Here is a 14,488-nt window from a genome sequence, read left to right as displayed (position 1 = left end):
TATAACGAAAGCACAAAAACGCGATCTTTCCGGATTACAACATTGATGGAGGGCGCACAAAACCATCGGAGACTTTCATCATGCGCCAGAACCTGCCGGTTACCCACCGGGAATACATCCTTGCCGACCACGAAACCATCGTGTCGAAAACCGATCTGCAAGGCAATATCACTTACGTCAACGACGAATTTATCCGCATCAGCGGCTTTGCCGAGGAGGAACTGATCGGTGCACCACAAAATATTGTGCGCCATCCGGACATGCCGCGCGAAGCTTTCGAAGATTTGTGGGCGACCATCAAAGCCGGTAAAGCCTGGACTGGCCTCGTCAAAAACCGCTGTAAAAATGGTGACCATTACTGGGTGGAAGCCACCGCCGCACCATTGATCGAAAACGGCCAGATTACCGGCTATACCTCCATCAGGGTGAAACCGGAACGGCAGGCGGTGGATGCCGCCGAACGTATTTACCGCGAAATCCGTGAGCAGAAATCTGCCTTTCTGATTTGTGAAGGACGCGCAATCCAGCGCTCCGGAAGCCTGCTCCGGCGCTGCCGCGAAGTCCCCTATCAGACCCGGCTGATGGTATTCACGGTGCTTGCGGCGCTGTGCCTGCTGATGCCGCTGCTCAGCAGCAACACCATGCTGACGGCATTCAGCGCACTGAGCGGCTGCCTGCTATTAATGATTGCCGTTGCTGACACTTACCGCTCCGTGATTCGTCCGCTGGACAACATTCGTCATTCGCTGACTCAGATGGCAAGCGGCGATTTATCAGAAAACGTTCACGCACAAGGCGTGCCTGAAATCCGTGATGTCCTGCACTCGCTGAAGGTGTTTCAAACCAATGTCCGCCTGATTATCGGTCAGATTAAGCAAAGCACGCTGACCGTGGCAAGCAATGCCTGCATCATGAAAGCGGGCAATACTGAACTGTCGTCCCGCACCGAATCACAGGCGAGTTTTCTCGAAGAGACCGCCGCTTCCATGGAGGAACTGACATCAACCGTGCGTTCAACTGCAGAAAATTCGACTGAAGCCAATCAGATTGTGCGCATTGCTTCTGATGCGGCGCGTCAGGGCGGCGACACCTTTGAACGCTTTATTGGCGTGATGGGTCAGATTAAGGCCAGTTCCGCCAAAATAGAAGATATTATTTCTGTGATTGACGGCATTGCTTTTCAGACCAATATTCTGGCGCTGAATGCAGCGGTGGAAGCGGCGCGTGCCGGAGAACAAGGCCGCGGCTTTGCCGTCGTCGCCAGTGAAGTCCGTACACTCGCCCAGCGCAGTGCAACGGCAGCAAAAGAGATCAAATCCCTGATCGAGGAATCTGTGCGACAGGTTGACAGCGGCGGCAAAGTGGTCACGGAGGCGACTGCTGCGATGCATAAAATCGGTGACGCAGTCCACCGCGCTGCCGAGATCATGGATGACATTTCCCGTGCCAGCCACGAACAGACATCCGGTATCGCACAGGTTGGTCAGGCAATTACCGAAATGGATAATGTCACGCAGCAAAATGCCGCCATGGTGGAAGAAGCCACTGCCTGCGCTGACAGTCTGCAGCAGCAAGTCGGTGCACTGACCGGTCTGGTGAACGCCTTCCGTCTGGTTCCGGGCAACAGTGTCCACCTCGTATCGCAACCGGCGCCACGCGCACAGCATGTACCGAAAAAACGCCCCGCTCCCCGACTGGTCAGCAACAGGAAGTAATCAGACACTTTTGCGTTAACACCATCAGCGAATGCCATTGAAGGATAGCGAATCAGCACCGGTTCGCTGGCATTCGCTTGATTCACCATGCAGAAATCGTCATTCGTGATAAACGGAAGTCCGGACTTTATGCCGACGACAAGCCGGTCGCTATGCTGAACTGCGCATTTCGCACCAATATTGTGCAATTCAGCGCATCAGTTTTAGTATCAGCCCTTCACCGGCATGTCAGTGGTCGCAAGGAACCCGTGGCATCGGCAGAATCAGCAGGGTCAGAAAATTCAGACAGACACAGCGCCCGTAAAAAAGCGCCCCGGAGAGCGCAAAGAGAGAACCGGCTGAATGCGGCGTCGCGCCGCATCCGGTGTAATCAGGATTTATCTTTCAGGCTGGCACCGAAACGGTCCATGCGCGGCATCCAGTTATTATCGGCGTTCAGCGAGAACATTACCCGTTCGACACGGCCGGTGATGTTTTCACGCGGAACAAAGCCGATAAAGCGCGAATCTTTACTGTTATCGCGGTTATCGCCCAGCATCATGTACTGGCCTTCCGGTACTTTTACCGGCCCGAAGCTGCGCAGCGCTTCGCGTTCCGGCATCACGATCATCAGATGGCTGTGGTCGCCGATTTTTTCGCGGTAAACCTGTTGCTTGCCCGGATATTCGCGCTGCGGTGTCAGCTGATCCGGATTATTCAGGTTCAGCGCTTCATACTGCGCCGGTTTGCCGTTGATCAAGAGTTCTTCACCGCGCATTTCCACGGTATCACCCGGCAAGGCAATCAGGCGCTTGATCAAACGCGTACCATCTTCCGGCGAACTGAAGGTAACGATGTCGCCGCGCTGCGGGTCATTCAGTTGTTTCAGGATGATGTCGGTCAGCGGCACTTTCAGGTCATATGCGGTGCGCTGGCAGATAATGCGGTCGCCTTCACGCAGGGTCGGATACATCGATGCTGACGGCACCAGATAGTAATCCGCGTAGCCCAGACGGAATACCGCCATACCCAGCATCAGTGCGATAAAACCTTTGTTTTCACGTACCAGCTGACGTAAAGAAAAACCTGCCATGTGTATCTCCTGCGATTCGTTTGCATTGAAATCTGCGTGCTGCACCGGACTCACTTCAGGCTGAAAGAATCCGGCCTGTGCAACCCGTGTGCACATCTTAAGACCAGTCAGCTTACCATGAGTTCCGGTATGCGACAGAGGTGCAGACCACGCCACCGGCGGTAGTCTGCGCTGCAACCTTGCATGACTGATCACAGATAACAGGCGAAAAAAATCCCCCGTCGTAACGGGGGATTTTTCTGACTTGCTTCAGCCGATGAAATTACTTCGCGTTCATCAGTGCAACAGTGGTGTCGAGCATACGGTTGGAGAAGCCCCATTCGTTGTCGTACCAGCTGGAAACTTTGACCAGACGACCGGAAACTTTGGTCAGTGTGGAATCGAAAGTCGAAGAAGCCGGGTTGTGGTTGAAGTCAACAGATACCAGTGGTGCGCTGTTGAATTCCAGAACGCCTTTCAGCGGGCCTTCAGCAGCTGCTTTCATGATCTGGTTAACTTCGTCAACTGTCGTGTCACGTGCAGCAACGAAAGACAGGTCAACGATAGAAACGTTGATGGTCGGAACGCGGATTGCGTAGCCGTCCAGTTTACCGTTCAGTTCTGGCAGAACCAGACCAACCGCTGCAGCTGCACCGGTTTTAGTCGGGATCATAGACTGCGTTGCGGAACGTGCGCGGCGCAGGTCTTCGTGCATTACGTCAGTCAGAACCTGATCGTTAGTGTATGCGTGAACAGTCGTCATCAGACCGTTCAGGATACCGATTGCATCGTTCAGTGGCTTAGCGATTGGTGCCAGGCAGTTGGTAGTGCAGGATGCGTTAGAGATCACTGTGTCAGTGGATTTCAGAACGTCATGGTTGACACCGTACACAACAGTTGCGTCCACATCTTTACCGCCAGGTGCGGAGATGATGACTTTTTTCGCGCCGCCAGCGATGTGTGCGGATGCTTTTTCTTTCGTTGTGAAGAAGCCTGTGCATTCCAGAACAACGTCAACATTCAGCTCACCCCAAGGGATGTTGGCCGGGTTGCGTTCTGCGAATACGCGGATTTTGTCGCCGTTGACGATCATGAAATCGCCTTCAACTGCTACTGTGCCAGGGAACTTGCCGTGCGCAGTGTCGTAACGTGTCAGATGCGCGTTAGATTCTGCATTGCCCAGATCATTGATCGCAACGATCTGGATCTGATCTTTGTATTTGCCGCCTTCGTAATGGGCGCGCAGGATGTTGCGACCGATACGGCCATAGCCGTTAATTGCGACGCGAATCGTCATAGTGAATCTCCAAAGGATGATTACAAATAAAAAAACAACAAAAAACCTGCCTGTCTCTGCCGTCTTGTTTTAATGGACTGCGGCAGAGCCAGCAACTGCATTCACGGAAGCCAGTAAGACATTCAGGTCTTTCCAGCCGTATCCCACTTCTTTCAGATCCATGTCGTCCCAGCTGAATTCCTGTTCGAGCACGAATTCACCATTCAGCTCTTCATAGAAATTGCGCGCCAGACGGTTATCCGACAAGACCCAGACCACCAGATCAGCGCAATTCCAGCTTTGCAGCGTACGCGCGACCTTATGCATCATGCGGCGGCCGATGCCGGCACGCTGCCATTGCGGACGGATATACAGAGCACCGAGTTCGGCATGATAACCGTGCTTAGGTTCTGCCAGCAAAGTGGCGGACACAAAACCGATCACATGACCTTCACTTTCGGCGACATACACACAGGCTTTGTCGGCTGCTGCCGGTAAAGCCTGCAGAATGCGCTTCCAGTACAACACATGATCGTCGACCAGCATCTCGTCGAGATACTGATCCGGAATCATGCCACGGTAAGCGGTTTGCCAGCCTTCCACACGGACGGCGGCGATGGCTTCCGCGTCGGCTACAGTAGCACGACGCAGACTGACTTCTTTGATACTGCTCATTCGTAATTACTCAATCTCAGGCCAGTACAGCTTTCACTTTGGCAACGACATTCTCAGTCGTGAAACCAAAATGTTTAAACAGGACGCCAGCCGGTGCAGATTCACCGAAGCTGTCGATACCCACGACTGCGCCTTCCAGACCCACATATTTGTACCAGAAGTCGGTCACACCGGCTTCGATCGCCACACGTGGCAGACCTTTGCCGAGTACGGCAGCTTTGTAAGCAGCGTCCTGACGGTCGAATACATCGGTGGATGGCATGGAAACCACGCGCACTGCGATACCCTGCTGTTCCAGCTCCACCGCTGCTTTGACTGCCAGTTCGATTTCCGAACCGGTTGCGATCAGCACGGCTTTGGCATCGGCTGCATCACGCAGTACATAACCACCGCGTGCGATGTCAGCGATCTGCGCTTCAGTACGTTCCTGATACGGCAGATTCTGACGCGAGAAAATCAGTGTGCTCGGACCATCTTTACGGGTCACAGCTGCACCCCATGCCACGGCGGATTCCACCGTGTCGCAAGGACGCCAGTTGTCCAGATTCGGGATCAGACGCAGGCTGGAAACGTGTTCCACAGACTGATGCGTAGGACCGTCTTCACCCAGACCGATAGAGTCATGGGTAAATACGAACAGGCTGCGTACTTTCATCAGTGCAGCCATACGCAGTGCATTGCGGCTGTAGTCAGAGAAAGTCAGGAAAGTTGCGCCGAATGGCAGGTAGCCACCGTGCAGCGCGATACCGTTCATGATCGCGCTCATACCGAATTCACGCACACCGTAGTTCACATGGTTACCGGCCTGATTAGCGCGTACTGCAACGCATTCTTTCCAGTTGGTCAGGTTAGAACCGGTCAGGTCAGCAGAGCCGCCGAGGAATTCAGGCAGCGCTGGTGCAAAGGCCTGAATCGCGTTCTGGCTGGCTTTACGGGTCGCGATGTTTTCTTTTTTCTCTACGCAGGCAGCAACTGCTTTAGCGATCACAGCATCAAAATCTGCTGGCAGTTCACCTTTCATGCGGCGTGTCAGTTCTGCCGCTTTAGCAGGGAATTTTTCTGCGTAAGCTGCGAACAGGCTGTTCCATGTGCCTTCCACTGTTGCACCGGCTGCTTTCGCATCCCATGCTTCATATACGTCAGCCGGCATTTCGAATGGTGGCAGTGTCCAGCCCAGATATTCACGAACGGCAGCCACTTCTTTATCACCCAGCGCTGCGCCGTGTACATCGTGCGTGCCTTGTTTGTTCGGCGAACCTTTACCGATCACGGTACGGCAGCAGATCAGGGTTGGTTTGTCAGCGGATTTTGCAGCCTGAATTGCTGCATCCACAGCCAGCGCATCATGACCATCCACACCACGGATCACGTTCCAGCCATAAGACTCAAAACGTTTCGGTGTGTCATCGGTAAACCAGCCTTCAACGTGACCGTCGATGGAAATACCGTTATCATCCCAGAAAGCGATCAGTTTGTTCAGCTGCCATGTACCGGCCAGCGAGCAGGCTTCGTGGGAAATACCTTCCATCAGGCAACCGTCACCCATAAATACATAAGTGTGGTGATCGACCACCGGGAAACCGTCTTCATTAAATTCTGCTGCCAGCAGTTTTTCTGCCAGTGCCATACCCACCGCATTGGTAATACCCTGACCCAGCGGACCTGTCGTGGTTTCCACGCCCGGTGTGATATGCACTTCAGGGTGACCTGCCGTTTTGGAATGCAGCTGACGGAAGTTACGGATTTCATTCATATCCAGATCGTAACCGCTCAGGTGCAGCAGGGAATAATGCAGCATGGAGCCATGGCCGTTGGACAGCACAAAGCGGTCACGGTTGATCCAGCCCGGATTCGACGGGTTGTGACGGTAATGACCTTTCCACAATGCCACGGCGATGTCTGCCATGCCCATTGGCGCACCCGGGTGACCGGAATTAGCTTTCTGTACGGCATCCATCGACAAAACGCGGATTGCGTTTGCCATTTTGCTGAGTGTGGCAGGCTGAAGTGTAGAAATCATGATATTTGATGATGAATTGAGGAAACAGATCCGGTACGGCGGCGCACGGCGAAAAGGCTGGCGCAAAATAAACCGGCGTATTTTACCAGACCACTGCACCATCGAATACAATTGCCCGCTTTCTGTGTTTGATAGCAAAAAGTTAGTGAAATGGAAGGTTTACATCTGACAGCGGACTGCTTCGAATGCGAAGGCAGCACTGCTTTATTTCTTGATGCGCAATTGCTGCGCGACCGTGTGACTGCCATCACACAGGCATCCGGCCTGACCATCGTCGGCGAAAAGTTCTTTCCGTTCAGCAATCCGGACGGCAGTCCGGCGGGCGTGACCGGTACTTTATTGCTGGCAGAATCGCATGTCGCGATTCACACCTGGCCGGAACGGCGTGCAGTCACGCTGGATGTGTATGTCTGTAATTTCCAGAACGACAACAGCAGTAAAGCACGCCGTATCGTGGATGATCTGATTCAGGCCTTCGCACCGGCGCGTGTGATCCGACAGGAATTGCAGCGTGGCACGCCGGAAAGCGTTCACTGGCATGAAAGCCTGAGTGCGCACACCGGCTATCAGACCGAAGTCAGTGGTATTCAGAGTTTTCAGAGTCCTTTGCAGCGCATCGAATTTGCGCAGACGCAGGATTTCGGCAAAGTCATGCGCATCGACGGTGCGATGATGACCTCCGAAAAAGATGAATTCTGCTATCACGAAAATCTGGTGCATCCTGCAGCACTGAGCCACCCTGCCCCGCGCCGTGCACTGGTGATCGGCGGCGGCGATGGCGGCTCTTGCGAGGAATTGCTGAAGCATCCGTCCATCGACAGCATCACGCTGTGTGAAATTGATGAAACCGTCATTCGTTTATCCCGGGAACATTTGCCTGCTATTCACCGTGGCGCGCTGGATGATCAACGGGTCAGCATCACATGCACCGATGGCTTTGCCTTTATCCGCGAAACGCAGCAAAGCTGGGATCTGATTCTGCTCGATCTCACCGATCCGGTCGCACCGGATGGCAGCAGTCTGGCCGCCACTTGCATGACGCCGGATTTTTTCCGCGCCTGTAATGAGCGATTGACGGATCAGGGCATGCTGGTCATGCATCTGGGCAGCCCGTATTACCACCCTGAGCGTTTCCGCAGCACGCTGCAAAAGCTGCAACAGGCATTTGCGGTGGTACGGCCTTATACCGTATTTGTACCTTTGTACGGTGCGCAATGGGGCATGGCGATTGCTTCGCGCAACACCGATCCCTGCGCACTCAGTCACACTGAAATTGCACAACGCATGCAACAGCGTGAAATCAGCGGCCTGCAGTATTACCATGCCGGTTTGCATCAGGCTCTGTTTGCACTGCCACAGTTTGCACAGGATCTGATCCCGGATTAACAGCACGTAACGCCGCTGTGCCCCGCACAGGCAGCGGCGTATAATGAATTTTTCTGCATCAACGCCCGACAGGCTGCCTCATGCCACGATTTTATATTTCACCGGAATCCGCCACGCTGGACGTTGGCGTTGCACTGGATTTACCCGCCACCATCGCCCACCATGTTGCTGTGATTCGCCTGAAAGCCGGTGACACTATCCAGTTATTCAATGGTCTCGGCGGCGCCTATATCGCAACGCTGACCGAGATCGGCAAAAAGCATGCTAGTGCCGAAGTGAAATTATTCATACCGGAAGAAACCGAGCTGCCGTATGCATTGAATCTGGTGCAGGGCTTGCCGGAAGGCAGCAAAATGGACTGGATTATCGAGAAAGCGATGGAACTCGGCGTAACCTCGATTCAACCGGTCGCCGCCCAGCGCAGTGTGGTGAAACTGAGCGCAGACCGTGCGGATAAAAAAATGGCGCACTGGCAAGGTATCATTACAGCGGCAGCGGAACAATGCGGACGCAATCGTCTGGCGCAATTGCATGCACCGGTCAGCCTGAATTCCTGGCTGGCGCAACAGGATATGCACAAACGCATCATGCTGTCGCCACGTGCTGAAACTTCGCTGGCCGACTGGGCGCGTCATCACCCGCCACAAGCCATCAGCCTGCTGATCGGCCCCGAAGGCGGCCTGAGTCCGGATGAAGAACAAGCCGCCGTACGCCACGGTGTACTCTGTCTTTCAATCGGCCCGCGCGTACTACGCACCGAAACCGCCGGACTGGCCAGCATTGCCCTGCTGAACGGCATCTGGGGCGGCATGTAAGCCTTGCTTAAGGCAAACCGTTGCGGCCGTGTTTCAGAAAAGCCATGCTGCAGGCGTTGTATCAATTCACATTCTGGCGCGAGATCTTCTGCCCGACTGAATAGCTGCAAAGCGATCCGGCGACTGGCTGGCACATCACAATAACGACCGCACGCATCGGGGAAAAATGTGCTGTGGCCGGACGCCCATGCAAGCACTTATTGACGGGAAAGCGCTCTGACAAGATAACATCACAACGCTGAACATAACTGAACTTGACCTGACAACTGCATACGTCAAACCGGAAGGCTTCAGATCAGATCGCGACTACCACACGTAAAGAAGCATAGAAATCAAAAACGGAGTCACGAAAGCAACGCCAGAGGACCCAATGAATTCCACGAAATATTTCTGATTAACGAGAGCTACGATTAAAAATAAACCAGAAACAATTTAGTTAATTTTAACTTTTCACAAAAAAGAGCCATGGGATATATGGTCTGAAATTTTCATTTTTCCCTCTCAAGAAACCCTGCATTCATAAAAAGTGTCATTGCCACAGCAAAAATATTAATACCAATGGCTGTTGGACCTTCTACCATTAAATCAAATTGAAATTGACTTGCAATACCAAAACCAAGTCCAATATCAAGTTCATCCAATCGTATCCAGAATGCACAAAAGGCTCCCGTTACGGCATGAAACGAAAGATAGCTAGAGTTGAGCACAGGGATCTGACTGGACCAAAACCAAATAAATAACCTTCGGGATTTTTCTATATTAAATATTAGGTTAGCTGCAATGATGGTACCAGAGAGAAAATAAAAAAATGGTATAGATAAAAACACATATCCAAGAATCCCAGCTTCATTATTGTAAATTTTCACGCCTGCGCCAACCAAACCTACTAGACAACCGAGAAATGTAAGAATCTCTGCAACGAAAGCAAGTTTTTTATTTACACTTATCATAATTATTTTTAATTAATACTTAACAACAAATTCAATAATAAATGATGGAAAACTCCATCCCAGAACTTTACTATCAACTTTAGTTTGGACACCGCCTGAACCGTTCCGGTTATTTGAGAGACACTTTTGTGTGAGTCAGGCTGGCATAGATTGAACAGAAAGTTGTTGATAATAATTCATTTCCGCTTCCGCCGGTGGAATGTGACCGATAGTCTCCATCAATCGTCGATGATTGAACCACGACACTCATTCCAGCGTAGCCAGCCAACAGAGCTACTCTTGTCTGCGTGCATCGCCGGAACCAGATTTCTCAAACTGCTTCAGTTTTATTTTTATCAAAAATCGTTTTTAAGAAATTAAAGCCGCATCCGCAGCAGCTGTCGCATGTAACGCCGTCGTATCAAACAAAGGCAAATCCAGATCAGCTTGCTGCACCAGCAGGGAAATTTCGGTACAACCCAGTATCACTGCCTGCGCGCCGCGTGCCTGCAGCTGGCGGATGATGTCCAGATAGGCCGCCTTCGATTCCGGTTTAATCTGTCCCAGACACAATTCTTCATAAATAATGCGGTGTACTGTATCGCGCTCGTTTTGCTCCGGCACAATCACTTGCAATCCATGCTGTTGTTCCAGACGGGCGCGGTAAAAATCCTGTTCCATCGTGAAACGTGTTCCCAGCAAAGCAACGCGCTGATAACCGGCTGCGCGAATCGCGTGCGCGGTCGGGTCTGCAATGTGCAGCAAGGGAATGCTGACCGCCGCCTGCACCTGCTGCGCTACCTTGTGCATGGTATTGGTACAAATCACCACCATGTCTGCACCGGCGGCCTGCAACGATTGTGCAGCCTGCGCCAGCAACACGCCAGCCGCCTGCCAGTCACCCTGACGCTGCAAAACCTCAATATCGTGAAAATCCACGCTGTACAACACTAGTCGTGCGGAATGTAATCCACCCAGTTTTTCTCTGATCGCTTGATTGATCAGACGATAGTAAGTCTGGGTCGATTCCCAGCTCATACCGCCGATTAAACCTATGGTTTTCATGCTGAATGTCCTTGTTCTGTTGTTGCTGGCAAACGCTGCAAAACACTTTCGATAAAGCTGCTTTTCGCGGCGCGGTAAGCCTCCGCTGGTAAATGACTGGCAGCCTGTTTGACCGCATTGTATTGCTGCACCAGCGCAGGATCTGCCAGCAAAGCATCGCGAAAACGCATGAAATCTTCAAATTCCGAACCCGCTGCAACGATCTGCAACGCATGTTCCGGCATCTCTGCACCGGCATTCAACATGCACAGTGCTTCGGTCCGCAAGGTATCTTCCTGCTCGGTATATCCCTGTTCCAGCAGCGTTTGCACCGTCGCTGCGTGTTGTGCCAGCGGCACTACCACTGCCATATCCAGATCCCCTTTAGATATGGCGCCCGGCACCGCGGATGAACCCACATGTTCGATTCTTGCATACGGCAGCAAACGAAGCAGGCTGTCTCGCAGCGTGATAAATCGCTGCTGCAAATCCGGCTGATACTGCTCTGCGCTGAATAACTGCATCATGCTTCCTTTTCAGGTTAGTGAAAAATGACAGATTGCTTGAATCCGTTACAGAACACAATGAAAAACGCCACCGCAAGGGTGGCGTGTTAACACGGGCAGAAAACCGTATCAGTTGGTTGTCAGTGTCACGTCATCGACAAGGAACGATGTCGCGACGGTACTGCCTTCCACACCGACAAAGTAAATACGAATGGTCTGGCCTTTGTAAGCACTCAGATCAAAGGTTTTTTGCAGATAGCTGCTGCCTTTGTTCAGATTCGAGTAGGTTGCCAGCGTCGCCAGCACCGTACCGCTGCTGTTTTGTACTTGTACTTTCAGCGTATCGTAAGCTTGTGTGGTAGTGGTTTCATCCGACACCACTTTCAGCCAGAAACTCAGCGTTGCACTGCTGATACCGGATGGAATGCTGACTTGCTGATACAGCGTATCGGTATGCGCACTACCGTAGCCATTCATCCATGCTTTGTACGTACCTGTACGTGCAGCCTGCGTGCTGTCGTTGCTGATCACACCGGAACTGGCTGTCCAGCTGCTGGCACCGCTTTCAAAACTGCCATTGGTGATCAGCTGCGTCGATACCGTATTGCTGACACTGAAACTGACGCTGGACGATGTGCCGACATTGCCTGCCGCATCGTAAGCTTTGGCAACCAGCGTGTGGCTGCCATTGCTCAGCGTGGTCGAATTCAGACTCAGGCTGTACGGTGCTGCAGTGCTACTGCCTTTCAGCGTGCCGTCAACATAGAACTCCACTTTCGTTACACCTACGTTGTCCGTTGCATTCGCTGACAGCGTGATCGTGCCGCTGCTGCCGGATTCGCTGGCAGTGACGGTTGGCGCTGTGGTATCCGCAGTGACATTGCTGACACTGAAGCTGACACTGGACGAAGTACCGACATTGCCCGCTGCATCGTAAGCTTTCGCTACCAGCGTATGGCTGCCGTTGCTCAGCGTGGTCGAATTCAGACTCAGGCTGTACGGTGCTGCTGTGCTGCTGCCTTTCAGTGCGCCATCGACATAGAATTCAACTTTAGTCACGCCTACATTATCCGATGCATTCGCGGATAAGGTAATCGTGCCGCTGCTGCCGGATTCTGTCGCAGACACTGTCGGTGCTGTGGTATCCGCGCTGCTATTGGATTGCGTCACCCAGATTGGCGCAGACCACAGCATATTGCCGTCATCCTGCGTGATTTTGGCGTAGTAGAAATGTTCACCGATCGCTGGTGTGACCGATGCTGTCGCGCTGGAAGTCAGCAAACTCACCGTGCCGTTACGGCCCGGCACACCTTCATAAATTTCCACAGTTGCTGCAGTGCGTCCGGCGCTGTTTGCAAACAGAATATTCAGATTCAGTGCACCGCTGTTGGTGAAACGCTCACCCATTACATGACCGTTTGCCGTCAGAACGATTTGCGAGTTTTTATCCATGGTCGCAAACACACGGCGTGCTTTGATCGCATCGATGAAGTTCGCATTATTCAGCGGCAGACCGCTCGGAATCAGCACGCCGGTACGGTTGGTGTAGGACACACCCCAGTTGGCGCAATGGTTATCCTGATTAGTGGAAAACGCGACGTGGTAGCCCGCTTCCAGTGCTTTTTTACATGCGCCTTCATAGCTGGAACGGCTGGACTCTGTTTCCGTGGTATTGGTCGAGAACGCCGATGTATTCATCACTTCACACAGCGCCATCGCCTGATCACCATCTGCAGTGTAGCCAAGCGCAGTGCCATTCACGATGAACTGACCGCTGGTGGATGGATGGTTGAACTGACCGATCCAGCCGCGCTGTTTCATCAGCGTGTACAGCGATGCGTAATCATTTTTTGCGATGAAGGTATCTGCCAGTAACTGGTTGCTGCTGTTATATTCCCAGCCCACCAGTTCATTCGCATTCAGAATATTCAGATGGCCACCGTTGCTGATGACGCCCCACTCCATACCGTAAATACCGAGAAAGTTTGCATGGCCGGCGTTGAAACTGGCTGCAGCACTCAGACCGGACTGGTACAGATTCTTTGCTGTCGCCGGGCTGGCGGATGCATTGGTGGAATCAGAACCATCGTACATATGGTTATGTTCCGATGTCAGCAGAAAATCCAGACCACGGTTCATAGCATACTGATATGCATCGGTCGGGCCATAGGCAGCAGACTGCGGATTTTGTGCACCGGTGCAGCTGGTCAGTGCGCCGCCGCCGTCACTGTGATTGGTCTGGCTGTGCAGGTTACCGTAATACACGGTGTAAGGCAGTGAACCAGTGGCGGCAACGGAAGAACGGGTTACTAAACCTTTAGCATTTGAGCTCGCTGCAGCCAGCTTGCTGGCGCGGGTTGGCAAACCCGCGAATGCAGGCATAGACGGCGCAGCGACTTTACCGATCTGCATTGGCCAGCTTTGCACTTCCGCTTCTTTGCGTAAAGCATTCAGTGTTTTTTCTGCGAACTGATTCAGCGTCACACCGGACATCACCGGCACACCGGCTGCATCCACAGTCACTGCCGTCAGACGTACCTGATAATTACCATCGGCCAGCACTTCACCGGACTGGGTTTTACCATTCCAGAAAATTTTCTGGCTGACTGGTTTGCCACTGATTTTTTCGATACCGTACCAGCGGTCAGCGACGCGCCCTTGCGGTGTCAGCAATTCCACACGCCATGCCACCGCACGGGTGGTTTTCAGATGCTGATAATCGAATTCCAGTGTGAAGTAACGGGCATTCGCACCGGCACGCAGATTCGCATCGCCTTTGAACGGCACATGCAGTGTCGCTTCAAATTCATGGTGATCTTCGATACTGGCTTGTGCCAGTCCGGCTGTACCAAACAGACATGCCAGGCTGACGCCGGCCGCAATGCGGCGCAAACGTGGCAATTCGAATAAGTGATTCATAAGACTCCCTGCAGAGTGTTATCCGGCACCAGCGTTGCTGTGCCTGCACACTCCGGGAGTTCGAATGCAGTCCCGCCAACCTGCGCATCAGCGCAGGGTGTGCAGTATTCCCCCAAGATGTCTGCCTGCCAGCACCGTCCGGTACGGAACGG

Annotated in this window: 11 protein-coding genes; 3 read left to right on the top strand and 8 right to left on the bottom strand. The window is 52.8% G+C overall.

Going from position 1 to position 14,488, the window contains the following annotated elements:
• The first annotated feature begins 80 nt into the window (after positions 1-80).
• Positions 81-1,715: a methyl-accepting chemotaxis protein gene (locus KDM89_RS12170; RefSeq protein ID WP_212688201.1), complete on the top strand. Its 1,635-nt coding sequence runs from the start codon at positions 81-83 to the stop codon at positions 1,713-1,715.
• 370 nt (positions 1,716-2,085) lie between these two features.
• Here KDM89_RS12170 and lepB read toward each other — a convergent pair whose 3' ends face one another.
• The 4 genes from lepB to tkt all read right to left on the bottom strand — a co-directional run bounded on the left by lepB (position 2,086) and on the right by tkt (position 6,737).
• Positions 2,086-2,787, bottom strand: coding sequence for a signal peptidase I (lepB, locus tag KDM89_RS12165; RefSeq protein ID WP_212688200.1), 702 nt, complete (start codon positions 2,785-2,787; stop codon positions 2,086-2,088).
• Positions 2,788-3,049: 262 nt separating this feature from the next.
• A complete protein-coding gene (gene gap / locus KDM89_RS12160; RefSeq protein WP_189357446.1) occupies positions 3,050-4,063 on the bottom strand; it encodes a type I glyceraldehyde-3-phosphate dehydrogenase in 1,014 nt (337 codons plus the stop codon).
• 69 nt (positions 4,064-4,132) lie between these two features.
• Positions 4,133-4,717 carry a GNAT family N-acetyltransferase gene (locus tag KDM89_RS12155; protein ID WP_212688199.1) on the bottom strand — a complete coding sequence of 195 codons (585 nt, stop codon included), beginning with the start codon at positions 4,715-4,717 and terminating at the stop codon, positions 4,133-4,135.
• 16 nt (positions 4,718-4,733) lie between these two features.
• Positions 4,734-6,737, bottom strand: a complete 2,004-nt coding sequence (tkt, locus tag KDM89_RS12150) for a transketolase (RefSeq protein WP_212688198.1) — start codon at positions 6,735-6,737, stop codon at positions 4,734-4,736.
• 150 nt (positions 6,738-6,887) lie between these two features.
• Between tkt and speE the strand changes: the two genes are divergently transcribed.
• The gene (gene speE / locus KDM89_RS12145; protein ID WP_212688197.1) at positions 6,888-8,123 is read left to right on the top strand and encodes a polyamine aminopropyltransferase; all 1,236 of its coding nucleotides are present in this window, start codon (positions 6,888-6,890) and stop codon (positions 8,121-8,123) included.
• Positions 8,124-8,203: 80 nt separating this feature from the next.
• A complete protein-coding gene (locus KDM89_RS12140) occupies positions 8,204-8,938 on the top strand; it encodes a 16S rRNA (uracil(1498)-N(3))-methyltransferase (protein ID WP_212688196.1) in 735 nt (244 codons plus the stop codon).
• A gap of 488 nt (positions 8,939-9,426) precedes the next feature.
• Here KDM89_RS12140 and KDM89_RS12135 read toward each other — a convergent pair whose 3' ends face one another.
• From KDM89_RS12135 to KDM89_RS12115, 4 genes are all read right to left on the bottom strand, one after another.
• The gene (locus tag KDM89_RS12135; protein ID WP_212688195.1) at positions 9,427-9,888 is read right to left on the bottom strand and encodes a hypothetical protein; all 462 of its coding nucleotides are present in this window, start codon (positions 9,886-9,888) and stop codon (positions 9,427-9,429) included.
• 348 nt (positions 9,889-10,236) lie between these two features.
• Positions 10,237-10,932, bottom strand: coding sequence for an aspartate/glutamate racemase family protein (locus KDM89_RS12125; RefSeq protein WP_212688194.1), 696 nt, complete (start codon positions 10,930-10,932; stop codon positions 10,237-10,239).
• A complete protein-coding gene (locus KDM89_RS12120) occupies positions 10,929-11,438 on the bottom strand; it encodes a GrpB family protein (RefSeq protein WP_212688193.1) in 510 nt (169 codons plus the stop codon). The genes KDM89_RS12125 and KDM89_RS12120 overlap by 4 nt, the downstream gene beginning before the upstream one ends.
• A 108-nt stretch (positions 11,439-11,546) precedes the next feature.
• A complete protein-coding gene (locus KDM89_RS12115) occupies positions 11,547-14,336 on the bottom strand; it encodes an Ig-like domain-containing protein (protein WP_212688192.1) in 2,790 nt (929 codons plus the stop codon).
• Between the last annotated feature and the right edge of the window lie 152 nt (positions 14,337-14,488).

The sequence above is a fragment of the Cognatundibacterium luofuense genome (assembly GCF_018139685.1).
GTDB lineage: Bacteria > Pseudomonadota > Gammaproteobacteria > Burkholderiales > Burkholderiaceae_D > Undibacterium > Undibacterium luofuense.
This window is presented reverse-complemented; position numbering and strand designations above follow the sequence as displayed.

What these genes read in the sequence shown, in the direction of transcription:
- KDM89_RS12155 (WP_212688199.1), bottom strand. Translation starts at nt 4,717, where the DNA reads ATGAGCAGTATCAAAGAAGTCAGTCTGCGTCGTGCTACTGTAGCCGAC.
- KDM89_RS12125 (WP_212688194.1), bottom strand. Translation starts at nt 10,932, where the DNA reads ATGAAAACCATAGGTTTAATCGGCGGTATGAGCTGGGAATCGACCCAG.
- KDM89_RS12120 (WP_212688193.1), bottom strand. Translation starts at nt 11,438, where the DNA reads ATGATGCAGTTATTCAGCGCAGAGCAGTATCAGCCGGATTTGCAGCAG.
- KDM89_RS12140 (WP_212688196.1), top strand. Translation starts at nt 8,204, where the DNA reads ATGCCACGATTTTATATTTCACCGGAATCCGCCACGCTGGACGTTGGC.
- KDM89_RS12135 (WP_212688195.1), bottom strand. Translation starts at nt 9,888, where the DNA reads ATGATAAGTGTAAATAAAAAACTTGCTTTCGTTGCAGAGATTCTTACA.
- KDM89_RS12115 (WP_212688192.1), bottom strand. Translation starts at nt 14,336, where the DNA reads ATGAATCACTTATTCGAATTGCCACGTTTGCGCCGCATTGCGGCCGGC.
- KDM89_RS12170 (WP_212688201.1), top strand. Translation starts at nt 81, where the DNA reads ATGCGCCAGAACCTGCCGGTTACCCACCGGGAATACATCCTTGCCGAC.
- lepB (WP_212688200.1), bottom strand. Translation starts at nt 2,787, where the DNA reads ATGGCAGGTTTTTCTTTACGTCAGCTGGTACGTGAAAACAAAGGTTTT.
- speE (WP_212688197.1), top strand. Translation starts at nt 6,888, where the DNA reads ATGGAAGGTTTACATCTGACAGCGGACTGCTTCGAATGCGAAGGCAGC.
- tkt (WP_212688198.1), bottom strand. Translation starts at nt 6,737, where the DNA reads ATGATTTCTACACTTCAGCCTGCCACACTCAGCAAAATGGCAAACGCA.
- gap (WP_189357446.1), bottom strand. Translation starts at nt 4,063, where the DNA reads ATGACGATTCGCGTCGCAATTAACGGCTATGGCCGTATCGGTCGCAAC.